The organism is Paucidesulfovibrio longus DSM 6739, assembly GCF_000420485.1.
Lineage (GTDB): Bacteria > Desulfobacterota > Desulfovibrionia > Desulfovibrionales > Desulfovibrionaceae > Paucidesulfovibrio > Paucidesulfovibrio longus.
This window is the reverse complement of sequence record NZ_ATVA01000011.1, coordinates 111,951-130,464: the sequence shown is the minus strand read 5'-3', so window position 1 is coordinate 130,464 and position 18,514 is coordinate 111,951. Positions and strand designations below refer to the sequence as shown.

The 18,514-nt window shown below is 65.2% G+C and carries 17 protein-coding genes; 10 read left to right on the top strand and 7 right to left on the bottom strand.

The genetic code is table 11. From position 1 onward, the window contains the following. The first annotated feature begins 15 nt into the window (after positions 1-15). From G452_RS0102300 to G452_RS0102290, 3 genes are all read left to right on the top strand, one after another. A complete protein-coding gene (locus G452_RS0102300) occupies positions 16-1,272 on the top strand; it encodes a protein jag (protein WP_022660642.1) in 1,257 nt (418 codons plus the stop codon). A 146-nt stretch (positions 1,273-1,418) separates the two neighbouring features. Then, on the top strand, positions 1,419-2,828 hold the full coding sequence (gene mnmE, locus G452_RS0102295; RefSeq protein WP_051141979.1) for a tRNA uridine-5-carboxymethylaminomethyl(34) synthesis GTPase MnmE: 1,410 nt from the start codon (positions 1,419-1,421) through the stop codon (positions 2,826-2,828). Between the two features lie 11 nt (positions 2,829-2,839). Next, positions 2,840-3,154, top strand: coding sequence for a hypothetical protein (locus G452_RS0102290; RefSeq protein ID WP_022660640.1), 315 nt, complete (start codon positions 2,840-2,842; stop codon positions 3,152-3,154). Here the strand turns inward: G452_RS0102290 and G452_RS17700 are convergent. Both G452_RS17700 and G452_RS0102280 read right to left on the bottom strand, forming a co-directional pair. Then, positions 3,148-3,819: a TIGR04282 family arsenosugar biosynthesis glycosyltransferase gene (locus tag G452_RS17700; RefSeq protein ID WP_022660639.1), complete on the bottom strand. Its 672-nt coding sequence runs from the start codon at positions 3,817-3,819 to the stop codon at positions 3,148-3,150. The genes G452_RS0102290 and G452_RS17700 overlap by 7 nt on opposite strands. Next, on the bottom strand, positions 3,816-4,565 hold the full coding sequence (locus G452_RS0102280; RefSeq protein WP_022660638.1) for a TIGR04283 family arsenosugar biosynthesis glycosyltransferase: 750 nt from the start codon (positions 4,563-4,565) through the stop codon (positions 3,816-3,818). The genes G452_RS17700 and G452_RS0102280 overlap by 4 nt, the downstream gene beginning before the upstream one ends. Before the next feature lie 76 nt (positions 4,566-4,641). Between G452_RS0102280 and G452_RS0102275 the strand changes: the two genes are divergently transcribed. Next, positions 4,642-5,088: a pyridoxamine 5'-phosphate oxidase family protein gene (locus tag G452_RS0102275; RefSeq protein WP_022660637.1), complete on the top strand. Its 447-nt coding sequence runs from the start codon at positions 4,642-4,644 to the stop codon at positions 5,086-5,088. Positions 5,089-5,097: 9 nt separating this feature from the next. On the opposite strand, the gene G452_RS0102270 is transcribed toward G452_RS0102275, so the two are convergent. Continuing rightward, on the bottom strand, positions 5,098-6,348 hold the full coding sequence (locus tag G452_RS0102270; RefSeq protein WP_081650432.1) for an EAL and HDOD domain-containing protein: 1,251 nt from the start codon (positions 6,346-6,348) through the stop codon (positions 5,098-5,100). A gap of 144 nt (positions 6,349-6,492) precedes the next feature. Next, complete coding sequence (locus G452_RS0102265) at positions 6,493-8,559, bottom strand: methyl-accepting chemotaxis protein (RefSeq protein ID WP_022660635.1); 2,067 nt, start codon at positions 8,557-8,559, stop codon at positions 6,493-6,495. Positions 8,560-8,807: 248 nt separating this feature from the next. Here G452_RS0102265 and G452_RS17695 point away from each other — a divergent pair, with 248 nt between their 5' ends. Further along, a complete protein-coding gene (locus G452_RS17695; protein ID WP_022660634.1) occupies positions 8,808-9,389 on the top strand; it encodes a GDSL-type esterase/lipase family protein in 582 nt (193 codons plus the stop codon). 58 nt (positions 9,390-9,447) lie between these two features. On the opposite strand, the gene G452_RS0102255 is transcribed toward G452_RS17695, so the two are convergent. Further along, the gene (locus G452_RS0102255; protein WP_235619578.1) at positions 9,448-11,274 is read right to left on the bottom strand and encodes a lysophospholipid acyltransferase family protein; all 1,827 of its coding nucleotides are present in this window, start codon (positions 11,272-11,274) and stop codon (positions 9,448-9,450) included. Positions 11,275-11,585: 311 nt separating this feature from the next. Between G452_RS0102255 and malQ the strand changes: the two genes are divergently transcribed. The 5 genes from malQ (at position 11,586) to G452_RS0102230 (ending at position 16,730) form a co-directional block, all read left to right on the top strand. Further along, complete coding sequence (gene malQ, locus G452_RS0102250; protein ID WP_022660632.1) at positions 11,586-13,145, top strand: 4-alpha-glucanotransferase; 1,560 nt, start codon at positions 11,586-11,588, stop codon at positions 13,143-13,145. A 16-nt stretch (positions 13,146-13,161) separates the two neighbouring features. Beyond that, complete coding sequence (locus tag G452_RS0102245; protein WP_022660631.1) at positions 13,162-13,875, top strand: peptide arginase family protein; 714 nt, start codon at positions 13,162-13,164, stop codon at positions 13,873-13,875. Between the two features lie 165 nt (positions 13,876-14,040). Then, on the top strand, positions 14,041-14,328 hold the full coding sequence (groES, locus tag G452_RS0102240; protein WP_022660630.1) for a co-chaperone GroES: 288 nt from the start codon (positions 14,041-14,043) through the stop codon (positions 14,326-14,328). 48 nt (positions 14,329-14,376) lie between these two features. Then, a complete protein-coding gene (gene groL, locus G452_RS0102235) occupies positions 14,377-16,020 on the top strand; it encodes a chaperonin GroEL (RefSeq protein WP_022660629.1) in 1,644 nt (547 codons plus the stop codon). A gap of 290 nt (positions 16,021-16,310) precedes the next feature. Next, positions 16,311-16,730 carry a PPC domain-containing DNA-binding protein gene (locus G452_RS0102230; RefSeq protein WP_022660628.1) on the top strand — a complete coding sequence of 140 codons (420 nt, stop codon included), beginning with the start codon at positions 16,311-16,313 and terminating at the stop codon, positions 16,728-16,730. An 87-nt stretch (positions 16,731-16,817) separates the two neighbouring features. Here the strand turns inward: G452_RS0102230 and G452_RS0102225 are convergent, their stop codons facing one another. Continuing rightward, positions 16,818-17,489 (bottom strand): amino acid ABC transporter permease, encoded by a 672-nt coding sequence (locus G452_RS0102225; RefSeq protein WP_022660627.1) that lies wholly within the window; start codon positions 17,487-17,489, stop codon positions 16,818-16,820. Positions 17,490-17,587: 98 nt separating this feature from the next. Then, positions 17,588-18,334: a basic amino acid ABC transporter substrate-binding protein gene (locus tag G452_RS0102220; RefSeq protein ID WP_022660626.1), complete on the bottom strand. Its 747-nt coding sequence runs from the start codon at positions 18,332-18,334 to the stop codon at positions 17,588-17,590. Positions 18,335-18,514 lie beyond the last annotated feature (180 nt).

Sequence of the window (18,514 nt, the reverse complement as noted above, 5' to 3'; positions counted from 1 at the left end):
CCCAAGAGGAAGCACATGAGCGATTTCAAGGAATTCCAGGGAAAGAACCTGGACGAAGCCATCCAGGCCGCATGCGACTACTACGAGGTCGCACGCGCCAAGCTGGAGATCGAGATCCTCAGCGGCGGTTCCACGGGCATCTTCGGCCTCGTGGGCGTGCGCAAGGCATCGGTCAAGGCACGGCCCCGGCGCGGAGTTAAATCCGTGCTCGCGGAAGAAGCCGCCCAAGAAACCAAACAGCATTCCCGTCCGGAAAGCGAACCCGCGGAGAGCCGCGCCGAGGCTGCCCCGGCCAGGGAACAGGAAGAAGCGCCCCAGGCCCAGGCCGAGGCAGCGGACGAAGAACAGCCGAAATCCGGATCGCGCAACTCCCGCTCGCGCCGGGGACGCAGGTCGCGCGGCAAGTCCCAACGCGACGGCGCGTCTCAGGATGCGGCCCCGCAGGAAGCGGCCGACCCGGAATGCCCGCCCGAAGCGGGACAGAACGGCTCGGAAAGCCAGGAACGCAAGCGGCAGCGCCGCCCCCGGCAGGAGAAGCCCCGGCAGGAAGCCCCCAAGGAGGCCTCCTCCCCGGCGACCCCGGACGCCTCCGGCGAGGAATCGCCCAAGCGCCCGCCCCGCAGACCCGTGCACGAGGCCAATCCGGCCCCGATTCCCGCGGACCGGGACGAAGTGCCCGACTTCCCGCCGGACGACGCGGACGACTTCGACGGCGTGGACGACATGGACGACATGGACGAGCCGAACGGCAACGTCGCCTCCGAAGACACCGGCCCTTCCCGTGGTCCTTCCCTGGAGGGACTGGACCAGGACAAGCTCCGGGAAGTGGTTTCGGAAACGGCCCACGCCCTGCTCAAGAACCTCACCCCCGAACCGAACTTCACCCTGAACATCGAGTCCGACCGGGTGCATGTGCTCATCGACGACGAAGAGCATTCCGGCCTGATCATCGGACGCGAGGGCCAGACCCTTTCCGCGCTGCAATACCTTGCGAACCGCATCGTTTCCCGCCGCATGGAGACTTCGGTCCGGGTGCAGCTGGACACGGGCGACTACCGCGAACGCCAGGACGACAAGCTGCGCCAGCAGGCGCGCCGACTCGCCGAGAAGGCCATCAGCTCGCGCCGCACCCAGAGCACGAAGCCCCTCAGCTCCTACCACCGCCGCGTGGTGCACCTGACCGTGCAGGAGATGCCGGGCGTGCTGACCCGCTCCAAGGGCGAAGGCCCGCTCAAGCGGGTGCTCATCGTGCCCAAGAAGCGCAGCCGTTAGCCGAAGCGGGAGCGGACTTCGACTCCCGGCGAAACCTACGGCAAACATGTGAACATTCCGGGCGGAAGGCGATTGCGTCTTCCGCCCTTTTCTTTGCACCTGCGCGCGGCTATCATGCCGCAATCCAAGAGGCCGCGAACATGCCCATGATCGAACAGCCAGCTCTTCCCCGCCCGACCGGGGAAACCATCGCCGCCATCGCCACCCCGCCGGGCGCGGGCGGTGTGGCCGTGTTGCGGATCAGCGGGCCGAAAGCCCTTGAGATAGGCCGCGCCCTGTTCCGTTCGAGCGATCCCGCCTTCCGCGATTTCGCGCCGCGCACCCTGCATTTCGGCAAGGCCGTCGCGCGCGACGCCCGCGTGCTCGACGAGGTTCTGGCCGCATTCATGCCCGGCCCGCGCTCCTACACCGGAGAAGACGTCCTGGAGATCCACTGCCACGGGGGAGACGCCGCGCCTGCGGCCCTGCTGGACGAAATCCTGGCCCTGGGCGCCCGCATGGCCGGACGGGGAGAGTTCACCCTGCGCGCGTTTCTGAACGGACGCATGGACCTGACCCAGGCCGAGGCAGTGGCCGAACTCATCGCCGCTCCGGGCAAGGCCGCCCTGCACCTGGCCCAGGCCAAGCTGGCCGGAGGGCTGGGTGCCCGCGTGGAAAGCCTGCGGCAAAAGCTCGAGGGACTCCGCGCGCAGATCTGCCTGGCCGTGGACTTCCCGGAAGAGGACGTCGAATGCCTGCCTCCGGACGAACTGCTCGCCGTGCTGGACGGAGTCCGCAGCGGCGTGCGCGGCCTGCTCGCGGGCATGGAACGGGCGCGGGCCTGGCGCGAGGGGGTCATGGTCGTGCTCGCCGGACGGGTCAACGCGGGAAAGTCCAGCCTGCTCAACGCCCTGCTGGGTCGCGAACGCGCCATCGTCACGGACCGCCCCGGCACCACCCGCGATTACATTGAAGAACATTTGCTGCTGGACGGCCTTCGCGTCCGCATCATCGACACGGCGGGCCTGCGGGACGAATCCGGCGTGGACGAGGTCGAGGCCGCGGGCATGGAGATCAGCCGCGATCTTGCCGGGCGCGCGGACTTGGTGGTTTTCGTGCTGGACGGCTCGCGGACTCTCGATCCTTCCGAGCTGGAGACTGTTTCGCGCCTAGCCCCGGAGCGGACCCTGGCCGTCTTGAACAAGGCGGATCGCCCCGCAGCCCCTTCGGATCCCTTGCCCCTGCTGCGGGAGAAAGGGCTTGAGACGCTCCGGGTTTCCGCGCGCACCGGCGCGGGACTGGAAGAAATGGCCGCCCGCATCCGCTCGCGTTGTCTGGCGGGAGCGGCGGAGCCGGACCCGGACGAGGCCGTGCCCAACGCCCGGCAGGCAGCCCTGCTGCGCGAGGCGGACGCGGAACTGGCCGGGATGCGCCAGGACGCGGAACAAGGCCTGCCCTACGATCTCCTCGGCGTGCGCCTGGAAACGGCCTGCGCCGCCCTGGCCGGGCTTACGGGAGAGATTGCGCCGCAGGACGTGCTCAACTCCATCTTCGACAACTTCTGCATCGGAAAATAACGGACACGACCATGAAAACGACGAATGACGACAAGACGGCGCCGAACCGCGAAGAAGGGGCCGCCGAGGCTCCCATCGACGTGCGGCATGTGGTCTGCAACCTGACCCCCACGATCCTGGGCCACCTGGACATCGCCAAGAGCAAGGGCAGCGGGGAAGTCATCTTTCTGATCCGCCAGGGAATCCAGCTGGAAATGCGCAGCGCCTTCAGCAGCGTGGGCGTCTGGGAAGTGGAAATCGCCACGCAGATCGGGCACGACGTGCTCCGCTTCACCCGCCGGCCGCCCAAGAAGGATCTCCCGGATCTGAATCTGCTCGATTACTGATCGGCCGCAGCGAGCAGCTTGCGCGCCTGGGCAAGGGTGCGGGAATGCCGCCCCAGCCGTCCGGCTTCCACCAAGGCGCGCAGGTCGCCCAGCGTGTCCACGTCGCGCATGAGCGGGGCAAGGACGATTTGCTTCTGGGAAAATTCAAGCCATTTCAATGTCTGCGCCAAGACCTTGTCCGTGCCCCAATCCACGTCGGTGAAGGCTTCGGGCGCGAAACCGCGCTCGCTGAAGCCGATCAGCCAGTATCCGCCGTCCTCGGAGGGGCCGATGGCTGCCGCGTCCCCTTCCAGGCGCTCGAAGACGGGCCGCACGGCGTTGTCGTCCGCGCAGGGCACGTCGCCGCCCATGAGCACGGCGCGGTCATACCCCTTGCGAAACGCCGCTGAAAAGGCGTTCTTCATGCGCAGGCCCAGGTTCTGGCCGCGCTGAGGCCAATACGTCCGCTCCGGTCCGAGCCACTCGGCCATGTCCCCGGCCCGTTCCTTGGGATCGAAGCAGACGATCAGGTCCACGTCTTCCAGCCATTTCAGGGAATCGAGCAGATCCTCGGCCATGGCTTTGGCCAGCTCGGCGGCGGGAACCTCGCCCACCTCGGCCGCGAGCCGGGACTTCACCCGTCCGGCTTCCGGATACTTCAAAAAAAACAGCAGACATTGCTTCACGGAACCATCCTTCGATCTTCATCCCCGGCGTGAGGCCGGTATTGCCGCGCCAGCTTTGCCGGATCCGCGCCAAAGGCATGGGCCGTTCGCAGGCAGAAATTGCGGAGAACGCGCCTGATCGGCCCCTCCTCGGCGTACCGCCGGGCCGAGGTGGTCACGCGGTCCGGCAGGACGCACAGCGGCAGTCGTCTGCGGCGCACCCGCCACATCAGCTCCACGTCTTCCATGAGCGGAATGTCCGGATAGCCTCCCAGGCCGAAAAAGACGGCGCGCGGGAAAAAGTGCGCCTGATCGCCATACGGACACCGCTCCAGCCGCGAACGCAGCCGCCCGGCCCAGGCCAGCATGGCGTAGGGAAAACCCGCAGCGTCGAACTGGAAATCGAATGCTCCGGCCTGGGCCAGCCCGTTGCCCAGCACCTGGAAAATGCGCGCAAAAGCTCCGCAAGGCAGCCGGGTGTCCGCGTGCAGGAAAAGCAGCACCTCCCCCGTGGCAACGCGTGCGCCCGCGTTCATCTGCGCGGCGCGCCCCGGCCCGGCGCAAACGCCCACGACGCCGGCCCGCTCCGCATCCGGCAGCGCGGCCAGGGTCGAACCTGCACAATCGCCGTCCACGATCACGAGCTGCACGTCCACGCCGTCGCTCCGGGCAAGCTCCGCCACGTGTCCGGCCAGAAATCCGATGCGCCCCTCCTCGTGCAGGACGGGAACGATCACGGAAAGTTGCGGCGCTTTGCTTTGGGACATGTCTGGGGTAGTAATCCGTTTGCCTGCGGATGAAAAGCGCAGGGAGCTAGCCCAACCACGATCCTACGGAGAGATCATGCGCAAAAACGTCACTCGAGAAGAAACCGTCATCAACGACATCCTGGACCGCGCCGACGTGCTGCATCTCGCCTTGTGCGACGATGACGGCCCCTTTTGCGTGCCCGTGAATTTCGCCCGCTCGGGCCGCACCCTGTTCGTGCATTCCGGCCTCGATGGCCGCAAGGCCGCAGCCCTGAAGAACGGCAGGCTGGGCTTTTCCGCTGTGACCGACATGGAACCCAAGACCTCGGACAAGGCCTGCAAGTGGGGCTATCGCTTCAAGAGCGTTCGGGGCGAGGCGGTGTCGAAAATTCTACTGGACGAATCGGAACGCGCCGCAGCGTTGGATATCGTGGTCCGGCGCTATGCGGGCGAAAGCCTGCCCATGAATGAGGACATGCTCAAGATCACGGCGGTCTTCGCGTTGGAGATGATCGAGGTCACGGCACGGATCAAAGACTAGCAGAGCCTGTCAGCCCTCATCCTTGCGGGAGAAGGAAAACCTCTCCCCGGCCCAGGCCGAGGCTTTGAGATACTTCACGGCGGCGATGCGGGGCACGACTCCGAGCTGGTCGCAGATCTGGATCGCGCGAGGCCAGTCTCCGCCCTCCACCGCCGCCACGAGGTCGAGCCACTGGCGCACCCAGCCGGGCTTGCCCGACAGGCCGTCCAGGATAGGCTTCTCCAGTGGCAGGTCGCGCAGCGCTTCGCGCATGGGCAGTCCGAGCAGGGCGTCGAGCATGGAAAACAGGCCCGCCAGGAACATGGCCTGCGAAGAAACCGGACGGACATCGACATCGTCCGAGCACTGTTCCAGAAAACGTCCGCGCTGGAGCGCGAGATAGGCCAGCTCTTCCCCCTTGCCCGTGCCGTCCAGGTCGGAAACGACCATGAACATGGCCCATTGGCGCAGGGCGCTCATGCCGAGAAGATTCACCGCCTGTTCCACGGAGGCCACGCGCTGCACCAGGCAGAAGGCCGCCGAATTGATGAACCGGAGCAGTCGATAGCTGAGCATGGGATCGGAAGCGATGATGGGGGCGAATTCCTTGAGATCCCGGCCGGGCTGGAGAAGCTCCCCCAGTGTGCGCAGCTTGCTCAGGGTGTTTCCGGATAGCTTGCTGCCCGGCTCCACGCGCGGCTGGCCGAAGTAAGGGCCCTGGTAGAAGGAGAAGCCGAGCGCCCGCACTCCCTCGAAGGTCTGCCAGTCCTGCACTCCCATGGCCACCATCTTGGCCGGATGTTTTTTCAGGCGGGAAGCGGTGGCGATGACCTCGCGGGGAGTGCGTCCGGACACGGGAATCTTGAGCATGTCCGCCAGGACGGCGAAGCCCTCCCTGCCCATGTCCGGCAAGTAGCTGTCCAGAACAAGGCCGTATCCCGCTTCCTTGGCCTCCCGGACCGCGGCGAGGGCATCCCCGTCCTCGTCCACTTCGGGGCCGAGCTGGATGAAGGCGCGGCCAGCGGGAAGATCAAGGTATCGTCCGCCCAGAAGCATGTTCCGGGTAAAGGGCGCGAGTATCGCCGCTGCCTCGCCCACTCCGGCCAGACCGACCTCGACGCCTTCTCCGAGCACGCAATCTCCGGCATCCTCCACGGTGCCCACACCGCCTCCCGCAGCCATCTCGTATCCCCAGACGTTATGGTTTCGATCCAGGACAGGACGCCGGATCAAAAACATGCCGTCGCAATCGGACTGGGGGGGGTGCACTCTTCCGCTCATTCGCTCGGCTCCCGGTCAAACATCGGTGATCGTTGATGAACATTACACCAGAGCACAGCGGGAAGCAACCGTGATTCCAACAAAAAACACGTCGGCCTCGAAAGAAGCCGACGTGTTGTCAAAACCGTTGCGTATGACCGCGAACTAGAAGCGCTCGAATTCCTCGTCGTTGTGGTCTTCGCCGAGGCTCAGGTCCACGCCTCCGCCCTTGCCGCCGCTGTCCTGCTCCTTCTTGGCGGGACGCTTGGCTTCAGCGGCCAGACCGCGCTTCGAGACGCCGGCTTCCAGCTGCTTGGGCTTCTGCTTGCGCACGACCATCCTCCGCGACTCGGACTGGCCGACACGGAAGAAGGACATGGTCTGCTGGAGCATCTGGGACTGGCTGGAGAGCTCCTCGGAAGTGGAGGCCATTTCCTCGGCGGCCGAGGCATTGGACTGAATGACCTGATCCAGCTGCTGAATGGCCCGGTTGATCTGCTCGACGCCCGCGTTCTGTTCGTTGCTGGCCGCCGTGATTTCCTGGACCAGCTCGGCCGTCTTCTGGATGTCCGGCACGAGCTTGGCGAGCATCTGCCCGGCGTTGTCCGCGACCTGAACCGTGTTGGAGGAGAGTTCGCTGATCTCCCCGGCGGCGGCGCCGCTGCGTTCGGCCAGCTTGCGGACCTCGGCTGCCACGACCGCGAAGCCCTTGCCGTGCTCGCCTGCGCGGGCCGCCTCGATGGCGGCGTTCAGCGCGAGCAGGTTGGTCTGCCGGGCGATCTCCTCGATGATGGAGATCTTTTCGGCGATGTTCTTCATGGCGTCCACGGCCTGATTCACGGCCTGCCCGCCCTCGGCGGCGTCGCGCGCGGCCTGCTGGGCGATGGCCTCGGTCTGGCGGGCGTTGTCGGCGTTCTGCTTGATGTTGGCGGTCATCTCCTCCATGGAGGAAGAGACTTCCTCGATGCTCGCGGCCTGCTCGGTCGCGCCCTGGGAAAGGGTCTGGGCCGAGGCGGAAAGCTCCTCGCTGCCGGAAGCCACGTTCTCGGTGGCGGATTGCACGTCGTGGACCACCTGGCGCAGCTTGGCGACCATGTCGTTGAGCGAGCCGGCCAGCACGCCGACCTCGTCCTTCTGGTCGATGTCCAGGTTCTGGGTGAAGTCGCCCTGAGCCATATTCTCGGCGAAGGTCACGCCGAGAAGTACGGGCTTGGTGATGATCCGCGTCAGCAGCACGGCCACGACCACGCCGAGCAGCAATGCCACGACCAGGCCGATGACCATGACCGTGGACGCGGTGTTCAACGCGGCCACGGACTCCGCGGCGCGTTCCTTGGTCAGGGCCATGCCCGCTGCCGCCGTATCCTGGGCGGCCTTGAGCACGTCGGCGGAAGAGGTTTCCCTGCCCTTGCCCACCTCGGCGAGTTCCTTGAGATTCTTCAGGAAAGATTCCATGGCCTGACGATAGTCGTTGGCCGCGGCGCGGGTGGCCTCGATTTGCTTGAGGTTGTCCTCCCGGCGAGTGACGGTCCGGAGCTTGTTGAACAGCTCGTCCATGCGCGCGAAGTTGCCCAGGGCCGCTTCCAGCATCTCCGGATCACGCATGGCCTGCGCCTTGAAGTTGCGCACCCGCGTGTCGTTGCCGAGGTCGATGATGTCGTTGACCCAGGAAACCTTGTTCAGACGCTCAAGCAGCTTGGGTGCAGGCTGTCCCTGGTTGACCTCCTCGATCATGGCGTTGGTCTGGGACTCGAGAAAATTCGCACAGTTCTTCATGTAGGCTGCCGCGGCGGCGTCCATGGCCGTTCGGTCCTGCTCCATGACCACGATCAGCTCGTTGGTTCGCTGGGCCAGCTTGTCATACTGGTCCACCTTGCTCGTGGCGATTTCCACCCCCTCCCGCAGCTTGACCAGATCCCTATACTTTTCGCTGTGGGCCTTGGCCTGGGCGAGATAATTGCGAACCTCTTCCAATCCGCTCTGAGCCTCTTCCCAAAGTTTCGGTTCCATGCTCAGCGCATAGCCCCGCATGGCGAACATGGTCAGAAGGGAATGCCGCTCAATGTTGTTGGCGATATCGACTTCCGGGACATACTCCTCCGCAAGAACTTTCGACTGCGCCCCAACGCTGAGCATGTTGTAGGTCGCAATGCCTCCCAACGTCGCAGCGATCAGCATCAGCAGGCCGAATCCAGCTCCGAGCTTGACGCCCAGTTTCAGATTTTTGAGCATCTGAGTGCATCCTCCATTTGCATGTCCCTTTCTCGCCCGGCCGGGAATTGAATCTGCTACAGGGGCCGGGATGACTATCCCTGACGATACGTTTCATTTAATACACACTTGTGGAGATGAGTACAAGGAAAGACGAAGAAAAACATAACACGAATTTCACTCCCCGCCGAGACGACGCTCCGAGCGCAAGCCTCAGCCCCTTGGCAGCAGAGCCGAAGCGGTCTAGGATTCGCCACGGAGAAAAACACATGATCATCTGCTGCTTCGGAGATTCCTTGACCCTGGGATTCGCGGACCCGACCGGCCGGGGCTGGCCCGGCAGGCTCTGCGCCGCCTCCATGAGCGCCGGAAGGGGCGTGTCCTGCTACAACCTCGGCATCCGTGCGGACACCGCCCCCGCAATCCGCACGCGCTGGCGCGCCGAAGCCGGAGCCCGGCTCAAGGCGCGCCCCGCCGGCCTGGTTTTTTGCTTCGGCACGGCGGACGCGAACCAGAATCTCCCCCGGGAGGACAGTTTCGCCGCCTGCCGCGAGATTCTGAGCGCGGCTCCGGCACTGGCGCCCACCTTCCTGCTGACGCCGCCTCCCGTGGCCGACCCGTCGGTCAACGAACACATCCGGGAGTTGGCCGCAGGCTTTCTCGCCCTTGCCAAGGAGCGGAAGGTGCCCGCCTTCGATCTCTTCTCCGCCCTGGACGCTTCCGGAACCTACAAGGCCGCGCTCAAGCGCGGGGACGGCGCCCATCCCGACGTCATCGGATACGACAAGATGGCCGCAAAGCTGCTTGGCTGGGAACCGCTGCGGGCCTTGTTCCTGGCGGAGAGCATATAAAAAAGGGCGCGCCCTTCCGGACGCGCCCCCATCTTCTTCAAATTCGCAATTCAGAGGTTCACGCGGCCTTGTCCGGCTCGCCCGTGACCTTATGATATTCCAGAAACGCCGCGGCCTTGTCCGCTCCCATGAAGCGGTTGAGCATGCGCGGTTCGGTCTTGCGCAAATCGACGAGAATCAGCCCGTCCATGCAGTCGTTGAAGTCCGGGTCGATGTTGAAGGCCAGGATCTTGCCGCCAAGCTTGAGGTATTGCTTGAGCAGCACCGGGATGGACTTGTCCGTTTCGATGTCGCCCACGACGACCCCGATGTCCTCGATATCGTTGAAGGCGGTCTCCGGCAGGGAGATGTCCAGCCGCTTCATGTATTTGATCTTGGGCGGACGCTTGGGAACGGCATAGTTCGCCAGCTCCGGCGCGGAGCAGTGCCGTTCCAGGAAGCGGACCATCAGCTCGCGCGAAACCTGGGTGTAGTCGCTGGACACGCTCACGCATCCGAACAGCGTCTTGTAGCGCGGATTGCGGCAAACATACTCGGCGATGCCCTTCCAGAGCATCAGCAGCGGCTGGTAGCTGCGCTGGTACTCCGAGCAGATGAACGAGCGGCCCATTTCCATGGCCGGCCCCATCTGCTCGAAGAGTTCCGGGCGCAGCTTGAACAGCGTCGAGGAATACAGCCCCTTGATGCCCTGCCGGGCCAGCAGCTCGTCGGTCTTGCCGAAGCGGTAGGCCCCGGCGAGACGCTGGTTTTCGCTGTCCCAGAGCACGAGGTGGCGGTAGGTCATGTCGAAGCGGTCCGTGTCCAGCTCGCGGCCCGTGCCCTCGCCCACCGGGCGGAACGTCTCCTCGCGCAGGCGGCCGATCTCGTGGAGCAGCCCAGGACGCTGGGCCACGCCGCTCTCGAAGACCACGAACGGGCCGGAGCTGACCAGAATGCGGTCTTCGGGCAGGGATTCGATTTCGCGGAGCAATTCCTCGCGGGGCCAGGGCCGGGCAATGGGCGTCGAGACGCTCAGATCCGCACGTTCCTTTTCTTTTTTCTTGTCGAAACGGCGCAGGACGTGCGTGCGGAAACGCAGATAGTTGATCGCCTCCTCGTCGCTGGCAAAGGAAGCCATTTTGGCAGCGGTGATGGGCTTGCCCACGGTCACGTCCACGGTCTGGTTGACCTGCTTGAGGTTCACGCGGGGCAGCATGACCGTGCGCAGCCGGGGATGGACCAGGCCCAGGGCCTGGAAGAGCGGGCCGTGCCGCCCCTTGAAGAACATGGGCACGACCTGGGCTCCGGTCTTGCGGATGATCCCGGCCACCGTGGTGCTCCACTGCGGGTCGCGGACCATGCGCTTGCGCAGCCGCAGCGAGGCCACCTCGCCCGCCGGGAAGGTTCCGATCATGTGGCCCTGCTTGAGCCAGCGCATGGCGGTCTTGAGCCCGTTGATGTTGCGCTTGACGGAATCCGAGGTTCCGAAGGGGTCCACCTCGATGAGATAGGGAAGCATTTCCGGGATCATGCCGAGCATGCTGTTGGCCATGATCAGGGAGTCGGGCCGCACCGTGCGCATGGCCTTGATCAGGATCAGGCCGTCGATGATGCCGAAGGGATGGTTCGCGACCACGAAGACCGGTCCCTTGGCGGGAATGTTCCTGAGATATTCCTCGTTGATGTTCACATGGACGTTGAGACGGTCCAGGACCACGTCCACGAAATCATCTCCGTCCTTCATGCCGCCGCAAGTCTCGCTATAGATGCTATTCATCTTCTTGAAACAGAGCAGCCGAGCCAGGGGGCGTTTCATCAATGCGAAAAACGCCTTGCGCAACGGGTCTCCGGAAGGCTGGCCCAGCGTGAAGAGATCCTTGCTGAAAAGATCTTTCGAGTGTTCCAATTGCCGCTCCCTTCCTTGCATGTGTGCTCCTTGTAACGAAAGCGTGGGTGCGGTTCATTAGCACAGGCCGAACCGCCAGTAAATCGCAACACGATGGAATCATGTTCGCCGCAAAGCCGCAAGTGCTTGCGCTTTCACGCGGCGCGGCCAAGTTGTCATTCTCGTGACAAAGATCGCGGCAGGGCCGCGTCTGCGCATGCCGCAGCGGCAACGGACAAAAGCCGAACCCGCGCGGCCCGGTCCGGAACGCTGGACAGCCGACTCCGCAGCGGGCAATACTCTCCAGGATCAACCAGCAACGGAGACGAGCCATGAAACGCACCAGCGGCCTGCTTCTGCATCTGACCTCGCTGCCCTCGCGCTTCGGCGTGGGCGACCTCGGCCCGGAGGCCGAGCGTTTCGCCGCGTTCCTGGCCCGGGCCGGGCAGCGCCAATGGCAGATCCTGCCGCTCGCGCCCAGCTCTTCCTTTGTGGGCGACTCGCCCTATGCCGGCTTTTCCGCCTTCGGCGGCGAGCCGCTGCTGATCAGCCCGGAACTGCTGCGGGAGGAGGGCCTGCTCGACGCCTCGGAACTGGACAAGGCAGCGGCCGCGCCCGGCCGGAGCGTGAACTACGCCCTGGCCAGGGCCGCCAAGAACGACCTGCTGCGCCGCGCCTTTGCCCGCGCCGAGCACGGCCTCCTGGACGACGCGGACTTCAACGGCTTTCTCGCGGCGAACGGCCACTGGGCCAACGATCTGGCCCTGTTCCTGGCCTGCAAGGAGCACCACGCCCAGGCCGCATGGTACGACTGGCCCGCCCCCCTGCGCGACCGCCGGGATGAGGCCCTGCGCGAATACGGCGAAAAGCTGGCCCGCGAAATCCTCTTCCACAAATTCTGCCAGCACCGCTTCTTCCGGCAGTGGGGGCGGCTGCGCGCCCGGCTGGCCGAGCACGGCGTCGAACTCGTGGGCGACGTGCCCATCTACGTGACCCACGACAGCCCGGACGTCTGGTGCAACCGCGCCCTTTTCAAGCTCGACGCCGAGGGCCGCCGCACCTGCGTGGCGGGCGTGCCGCCGGACTACTTTTCCAAAACCGGGCAGCGCTGGGGCAACCCGGTCTTCGACTGGGACGCGAACCAGGCCCAGGACTTCGCCTGGTGGACGGCCCGGCTGCTGCACCATTTCGGACTGCACGACCAGGTCCGCCTCGACCATTTCCGGGGCTTCGCCGCCTACTGGGAAATCCCCGCCGAGGAGCGCACCGCCGTGCGCGGACGCTGGGTTCCCGCGCCGGGAAGCGCCCTGCTGCGGACCCTGCGCAAGCGTACGGGAAACCCGGCCCGGCTGCCCATCCTGGCCGAGAACCTCGGCATCATCACCCCGGACGTGGAAGAGCTTCGCCGCGAGTTCGACCTGCCCGGCATGCACGTGCTCCAGTTCGGATTCAGCCCCGGAGCCGCCCGCACGCCCAACGCGCCCTTCCGCCACGAGCCCCTGGGCGCGGTCTATACCGGAACCCACGACAACAACACGACGCGGGGCTGGTTCGAGCAGGAGCTGGACGCCCAGGGCAAAAAACGCCTGGAACGCTTCGTCGGCTCCCGCGTGAGCGCGGCGGACGCGCCCGCGGCCCTGCTCCGGCTGGCCCTGGCCAGCCCGGCGGCCCAGGCCCTCGTCCCGGCGCAGGACGTGCTCGGCCTCGGCCCCGAAGCGCGCATGAACGTCCCCGGATTGGCCGAGGGCAACTGGTCCTGGCGTCTGCTGCCCGGCGAGCTGCACCCCTCGGACGAGGCGGCCCTGGCCGACAGGCTGGCCGAGGAAACGATCTTCTACGGCCGCACCGGGGAAGACCTGGAACTGGGCGAATATTCGCCCCGGCACGACTAGCCCGCACGGAGCGACCATGACCGATGCCCACTGGCTGATCCCCTTCACCGGCCGGGCCGATTCCGCGGCCCTGCACATGAATTTCCTCTGGAACGACGGCAACGCCTACGTCATGGACAACCACCGGGCCGCGCTCTGGTGCTGGTCCCGGCACATGGCCCCCGGCCGGAGCTACGGCCTGCTGCACGTGGACCAGCATTACGATGCGGTGCTCTCCCGGCGCGACCTCGCGCATCTCGGCGGGCGCGGCCTCCTGGATTTCAGCCTCGACGGCTATCTGGACGAAGCCCTGGAAACGGACTTTCTGACCAGCACGCCCCTGTTCCGCTGGGACAACTACATCGGGCTGCTCATGGGCGCGCGGCCGGAGCTTGTCCACGACTGGGCCTTTGCCACGCACGGAAAAGGGCTGCGCCCCGACGCGGTGGAAATCTTCGAGATGCAGCCCTGGCAGCTGCCCCTGCTGGACCTGACCCAGGGCGGTCCCTGGCTGGTCAACCTGGACGTGGATTATTTCTTCTTCCGCGGGCCGGACGCGGAAATGCGCCCCCTGTTTTCCGAGGAATACGTCCGGGCCGTGGCCGCCCCGGTGGTCCGCGCGCACGAGGCCGGGCAGCTCGCCTGCCTGACAGTGAGCCTTTCCCCGGAGTGCTGCGGCGGCTGGACGCCCGCCGAGAAGCTCGCGGAGATGCTCTGCGCCGAGCTTGGACTCGATTTTCGCTTATTTTGACGGGGAGTTTGCTTCCCAAAAAAAATGCCCCGACCGCGCTTGACAGTCCGGGCTTCGTGTTTACTTGTCAGACAGCGCCGGGCCCGACAGGGTCCGCCGACGTTTTCGGCGATGACGGCGCCCAAGAATCACAAACTAATTACATTCTGTTGGAGGAGTAATAGCATGAAGCTGAAGCCCTTGAGCGACCGAGTGCTGGTGAAGCGCCTCGAGATGGAAGAGAGAACTGCGGGAGGCATCATCATTCCCGATTCCGCCAAGGAAAAGCCCATGCGCGGCGAGGTTGTCGCCGCTGGTCCCGGCAAGGCCGGCGACGACGGCAAGGTCGTGCCCATGACCGTGAAAGCCGGCGATGTGGTTCTCTTCGCCAAGTATGCAGGCACCGAAATCAAGCTGGACGGCGAAGAGCATCTGGTCATGCGCGAGGAAGACATCCTCGCCATCGTCGAGTAAGCATCCCGTCGCGAATCCCAAAACTCACCACGTAAGGAGATCCATATCATGGCCAAAGACATTCTTTTCGACGCCAAAGCCCGCGAACGCCTGAAGGCGGGCGTGGACAAGCTCGCCAACGCCGTCAAAGTGACCCTCGGCCCCAAGGGCCGCAACGTGGTCATCGAGAAATCCTTCGGTTCCCCGATCATCACCAAGGACGGCGTCACCGTCGCCAAGGAAATTGAGCTCGAGGACAAGTTCGAGAACATGGGCGCCCAGATGGTCAAGGAAGTCGCCTCCAAGACCTCCGACATCGCGGGCGACGGCACCACCACCGCCACCATCCTGGCCCAGGCCATCTTCAAGGAAGGCGTCAAGCTCGTGGCCGCCGGCCGCAACCCCATGGCCATCAAGCGCGGCATCGACAAGGCCGTGGAAGCCATCGTCAAGGAACTGGACGCCGTGGCCAAGCCCACCCGCGACCAGAAGGAAATCGCCCAGGTCGGCACCATTTCCGCCAACAACGACGCCACCATCGGCAACATCATCGCCGAGGCCATGAACAAGGTCGGCAAGGAAGGCGTGATCACGGTCGAGGAGGCCAAGGGCCTGGAGACCACTCTGGATGTCGTCGAAGGCATGCAGTTCGATCGCGGCTACCTCTCCCCCTACTTCGTGAACAACCCGGAGAAGATGTCCTGCGAGTTCGAGGATCCGTTCATCCTCCTGCACGAGAAGAAAATCTCCAACATGAAGGATCTGCTGCCCGTCCTGGAGCAGACCGCCAAGATGAGCAAGCCCCTGCTGATCATCGCCGAGGACATCGAGGGCGAGGCCCTGGCCACCCTGGTCGTCAACCGTCTGCGCGGCACCCTGAACATCGCCGCGGTCAAGGCTCCCGGCTTCGGCGAGCGCCGCAAGGCCATGCTCCAGGACATCGCGACCCTCACCGGCGGCCAGCTCGTCACCGAGGACCTGGGCATCAAGCTTGAGAACGTCACTGTCGCCGACCTCGGCACCGCCAAGCGCGTCGTGCTCGACAAGGAGAACACCACCATCGTGGGCGGCGCCGGAAAGTCCGAGGACATCAAGGCCCGCGTGAAGCAGATCCAGAACGAGATCAAGGAAACCTCCTCCGACTACGACCGCGAGAAGCTCCAGGAACGCCTGGCCAAGCTCGTGGGCGGCGTGGCCGTCATCAATGTCGGCGCTGCCACCGAGACCGAGATGAAGGAGAAGAAGGCCCGCGTCGAGGACGCCCTGAACGCCACCCGCGCGGCCGTCGAAGAGGGCATCGTGCCCGGCGGCGGCGTGCCCCTGGCCCGTGCCTCCCAGATCCTGGACGGCCTGAAGCTGGCCGAGGACGACGAGGCCGCCGGCGTCGCAATCATCTCCCGCGCCGTGGAAGAGCCCCTGCGCCAGATCTCCGCGAACGCCGGCTTCGAAGGCTCCGTGGTCGTGGAGAAGGTCAAGGGCGGCAAGGACGGCTTCGGCTTCAACGCCGCCACCGGCGAGTACGAAGACCTGATCAAGGCGGGCGTCATCGACCCGAAGAAGGTCACCCGCATCGCCCTGCAGAACGCCGCTTCCGTGGCCGGTCTGCTGCTGACCACCGAGTGCGCCATCGCCGAGAAGCCCAAGGACGAGTCCGCTGCTCCGGCCATGCCCGGCGGCATGGGCGGAATGGGCGGAATGGGCGGCATGTACTAGGCCGACCCGGCACCCTTTGCTTGATTACCAAGGCCCCCTGCTCCGGCGGGGGCTTTTTTTATGCGCCCCCGCCGCGCGCAGCGCGAGCCGCTTGACGCACTCCCTGCAAGCCTGTCTCATCCCTCCCCCCCCGCCGCGCGCAGCGCGAGCGGAGAAAGGGGTCTGGGGCCGCGGGCCCCAGCCGCCGGAGGCCTCTTCCTCCTGCCCGCGCAGCGCAGCACGCGGACGGTTGACGCACGGCCCGCGAGATTCCATACTCTGGAAGCAAGCGACAACCACAAGGAGCGATTATGGAAAGCAAACAATTCGGCACCCGGATACTGGTCCGGCTCGATCCCGGCGACGAGGTGGTCGCCTCGGTCATGCGGGCCTGCGAAGAATACGGCGTGAAGCTCGGCATGGTCAGCGGCATCGGCGCGGTGGGCCGCGCCGTCATCGGCCTGTTCCGCACGGACACCAAGGTCTACATCAAGAGCGAGCTCAAGGGCGCGTTCGAGATCGTTTCCCTGCTCGGCAACGTCAGCACCATGGACGGCAAGACCTACCTGCACCTGCACGCCAACCTCGCGGACGAGAAGCACCAGTGCTTCGGCGGCCACCTCAATGAGGCGGACGTCAGCGCCACCGCCGAAATCTGGATCGACGCGGTGGAAGGCGGCATCGACCGCTACTTCGACGAGAAGATCGGCCTGAACCTGATCAAGTTCTAGCCAAGCCGCGCAAGGCCCATGAAAAAGCCCCCGCTGGAATCATCCGGCGGGGGCTTCGGCGTGCTGGGCGCTCTGCGGTTCTGAGCGCTAGAGCCGCACGGGCCAGCGGTTTTCCAGGTACTTCATCACGCGGGAGAAGCTGATGGTCAGCACGAGGTAGACGCAGGCCGCGCCGAGCAGGAAGGGCACGTAGTTGTAATACTTGGAGCCGAGCAGCTTGGCCGAGAACATCAGGTCGGCCACGCCGATGGTGGAGATCAGCGAGGAGTCCTTGAGCAGCACGATCAGTTCGTTGAAGAGCGGCGGAATCATGCGGCGCAGGGCCTGGGGCAGGATGATGTAGATCATGGTCTGGTTGCGGGTCAGGCCGGAAGACATGGCGGCCTCGGTCTGGCCCTTGCCGATGGACTGGATGCCCGCGCGGATGATCTCGGCCGTGTAGGCCCCGCTGTTCACGCCCAGGGCCAGAATGCCCGTGATCAAGGGGTCCGGCGAGATGGAGTCCCCGGTGATGGCGCGGTAGATCTGCGGGCCGCCGAGGTAGAAGAAAAATATTTGCAGCAGGAGCGGCGTGCCGCGGATGATCTGCACGTAGGCGTCGGCGATCCAGCGGGTCAGCCGCTTTTCCGAGATGATCGCGATGCCCGCGACGATGCCCAGGACAAGCCCCATGCTGATGGCCCCGCCCGTGCATTCCAGGGTCGTGAGCATGCCCTTGAACATCAGGGCGTTGTGTTTCCAGACGAGCGAAAAATCCACCTTGCCTCCAGCGTGCCGAAATGACGTGCCCGGTGCGGGCGGGTTGAATCCAAAAACGGGCCGGGAACGCGTCCCGGCCCGTGTTCATGCCTTCGGGCCTACTTCAGGCCCCACTTCTTCATCAGCGCCTCGTGCTCGCCGGACGCCTTGACCTCGGCCAGGGCCTTGTTCAGCTCGACGATGAAGTCCGCGTTGTCCTTGTTGGCGATCATGGCGAATTCCTCGAAGGTCAGGGGCTCGCCCACGATGGTGAAGCCGCCCTGCTTGACGTATTCCTCGGCCACGGGGATGTCGGCCACGGCCGCGTCGCATCCGCCGCCCTTGAGCAGCGCGAAGGACATGTTGTAGTCTTCGGGCGCGGTCAGCTCGATGCCTTCCAGCTTCTCGGCCGCGGCGTAGCTCGTGGTGCCCACGGGAGCGGAAACGCGCTTGCCCTTGAGATCGGCCAGGGTCTTGATGCCCGATTCAGGGGTGGTGACCACGACCTGACCGGCGGTGAAATACGGATCGGTGAAGTTGACGAACTGCTTGCGCTCGTCGTTGATGCTCATGCCGGAAACGCCCAGGTCCACCTGGCCGCTCTGCACGGCGGTGACGATGACCTCGAAGCCCAGGGTCACGAACTCGACCTTGAGGCCCATGCGCTTGGCCACGGCCCGGACCAGATCGATGTCGAAGCCGACGCGCTCGCCCTTGTCGTCGATGGACTCGAAGGGGGGATAGTCCGGGGCGTTGCCCACGGTGATTACGCCTTTTTCCTTGATCTGGGCCCAGGTGGACGCCGAGGCCAGTCCGGCGGAAAGCACCAGACAAGCGGCCAGGACGATGGAGACGACCTTGTTCATTACTTCCTCCTGTGAGCGATGACTGCGGTTAGGTACCAGCGGCGCGCCCCCCGCCCGGAGGGTGCCCGGAAAAATCTGTCCGGTCCGCGCCCCTCGGAATGCGGCCAGGCCACCCGTGGCGGGACCGACGCATCCGGCGCGAAAACCGATCGCTCTCCATAGCCTTTGAAACAGCTTTGT

Coding starts and splice junctions, on each gene's coding strand:
- G452_RS0102300 (WP_022660642.1), top strand. CDS start 16: ATGAGCGATTTCAAGGAATTCCAGGGAAAGAACCTGGACGAAGCCATC.
- mnmE (WP_051141979.1), top strand. CDS start 1,419: ATGATCGAACAGCCAGCTCTTCCCCGCCCGACCGGGGAAACCATCGCC.
- G452_RS0102290 (WP_022660640.1), top strand. CDS start 2,840: ATGAAAACGACGAATGACGACAAGACGGCGCCGAACCGCGAAGAAGGG.
- G452_RS0102280 (WP_022660638.1), bottom strand. CDS start 4,565: ATGTCCCAAAGCAAAGCGCCGCAACTTTCCGTGATCGTTCCCGTCCTG.
- G452_RS0102275 (WP_022660637.1), top strand. CDS start 4,642: ATGCGCAAAAACGTCACTCGAGAAGAAACCGTCATCAACGACATCCTG.
- G452_RS0102270 (WP_081650432.1), bottom strand. CDS start 6,348: ATGAGCGGAAGAGTGCACCCCCCCCAGTCCGATTGCGACGGCATGTTT.
- G452_RS0102265 (WP_022660635.1), bottom strand. CDS start 8,559: ATGCTCAAAAATCTGAAACTGGGCGTCAAGCTCGGAGCTGGATTCGGC.
- G452_RS17695 (WP_022660634.1), top strand. CDS start 8,808: ATGATCATCTGCTGCTTCGGAGATTCCTTGACCCTGGGATTCGCGGAC.
- malQ (WP_022660632.1), top strand. CDS start 11,586: ATGAAACGCACCAGCGGCCTGCTTCTGCATCTGACCTCGCTGCCCTCG.
- G452_RS0102245 (WP_022660631.1), top strand. CDS start 13,162: ATGACCGATGCCCACTGGCTGATCCCCTTCACCGGCCGGGCCGATTCC.
- groES (WP_022660630.1), top strand. CDS start 14,041: ATGAAGCTGAAGCCCTTGAGCGACCGAGTGCTGGTGAAGCGCCTCGAG.
- groL (WP_022660629.1), top strand. CDS start 14,377: ATGGCCAAAGACATTCTTTTCGACGCCAAAGCCCGCGAACGCCTGAAG.
- G452_RS0102230 (WP_022660628.1), top strand. CDS start 16,311: ATGGAAAGCAAACAATTCGGCACCCGGATACTGGTCCGGCTCGATCCC.
- G452_RS0102220 (WP_022660626.1), bottom strand. CDS start 18,334: ATGAACAAGGTCGTCTCCATCGTCCTGGCCGCTTGTCTGGTGCTTTCC.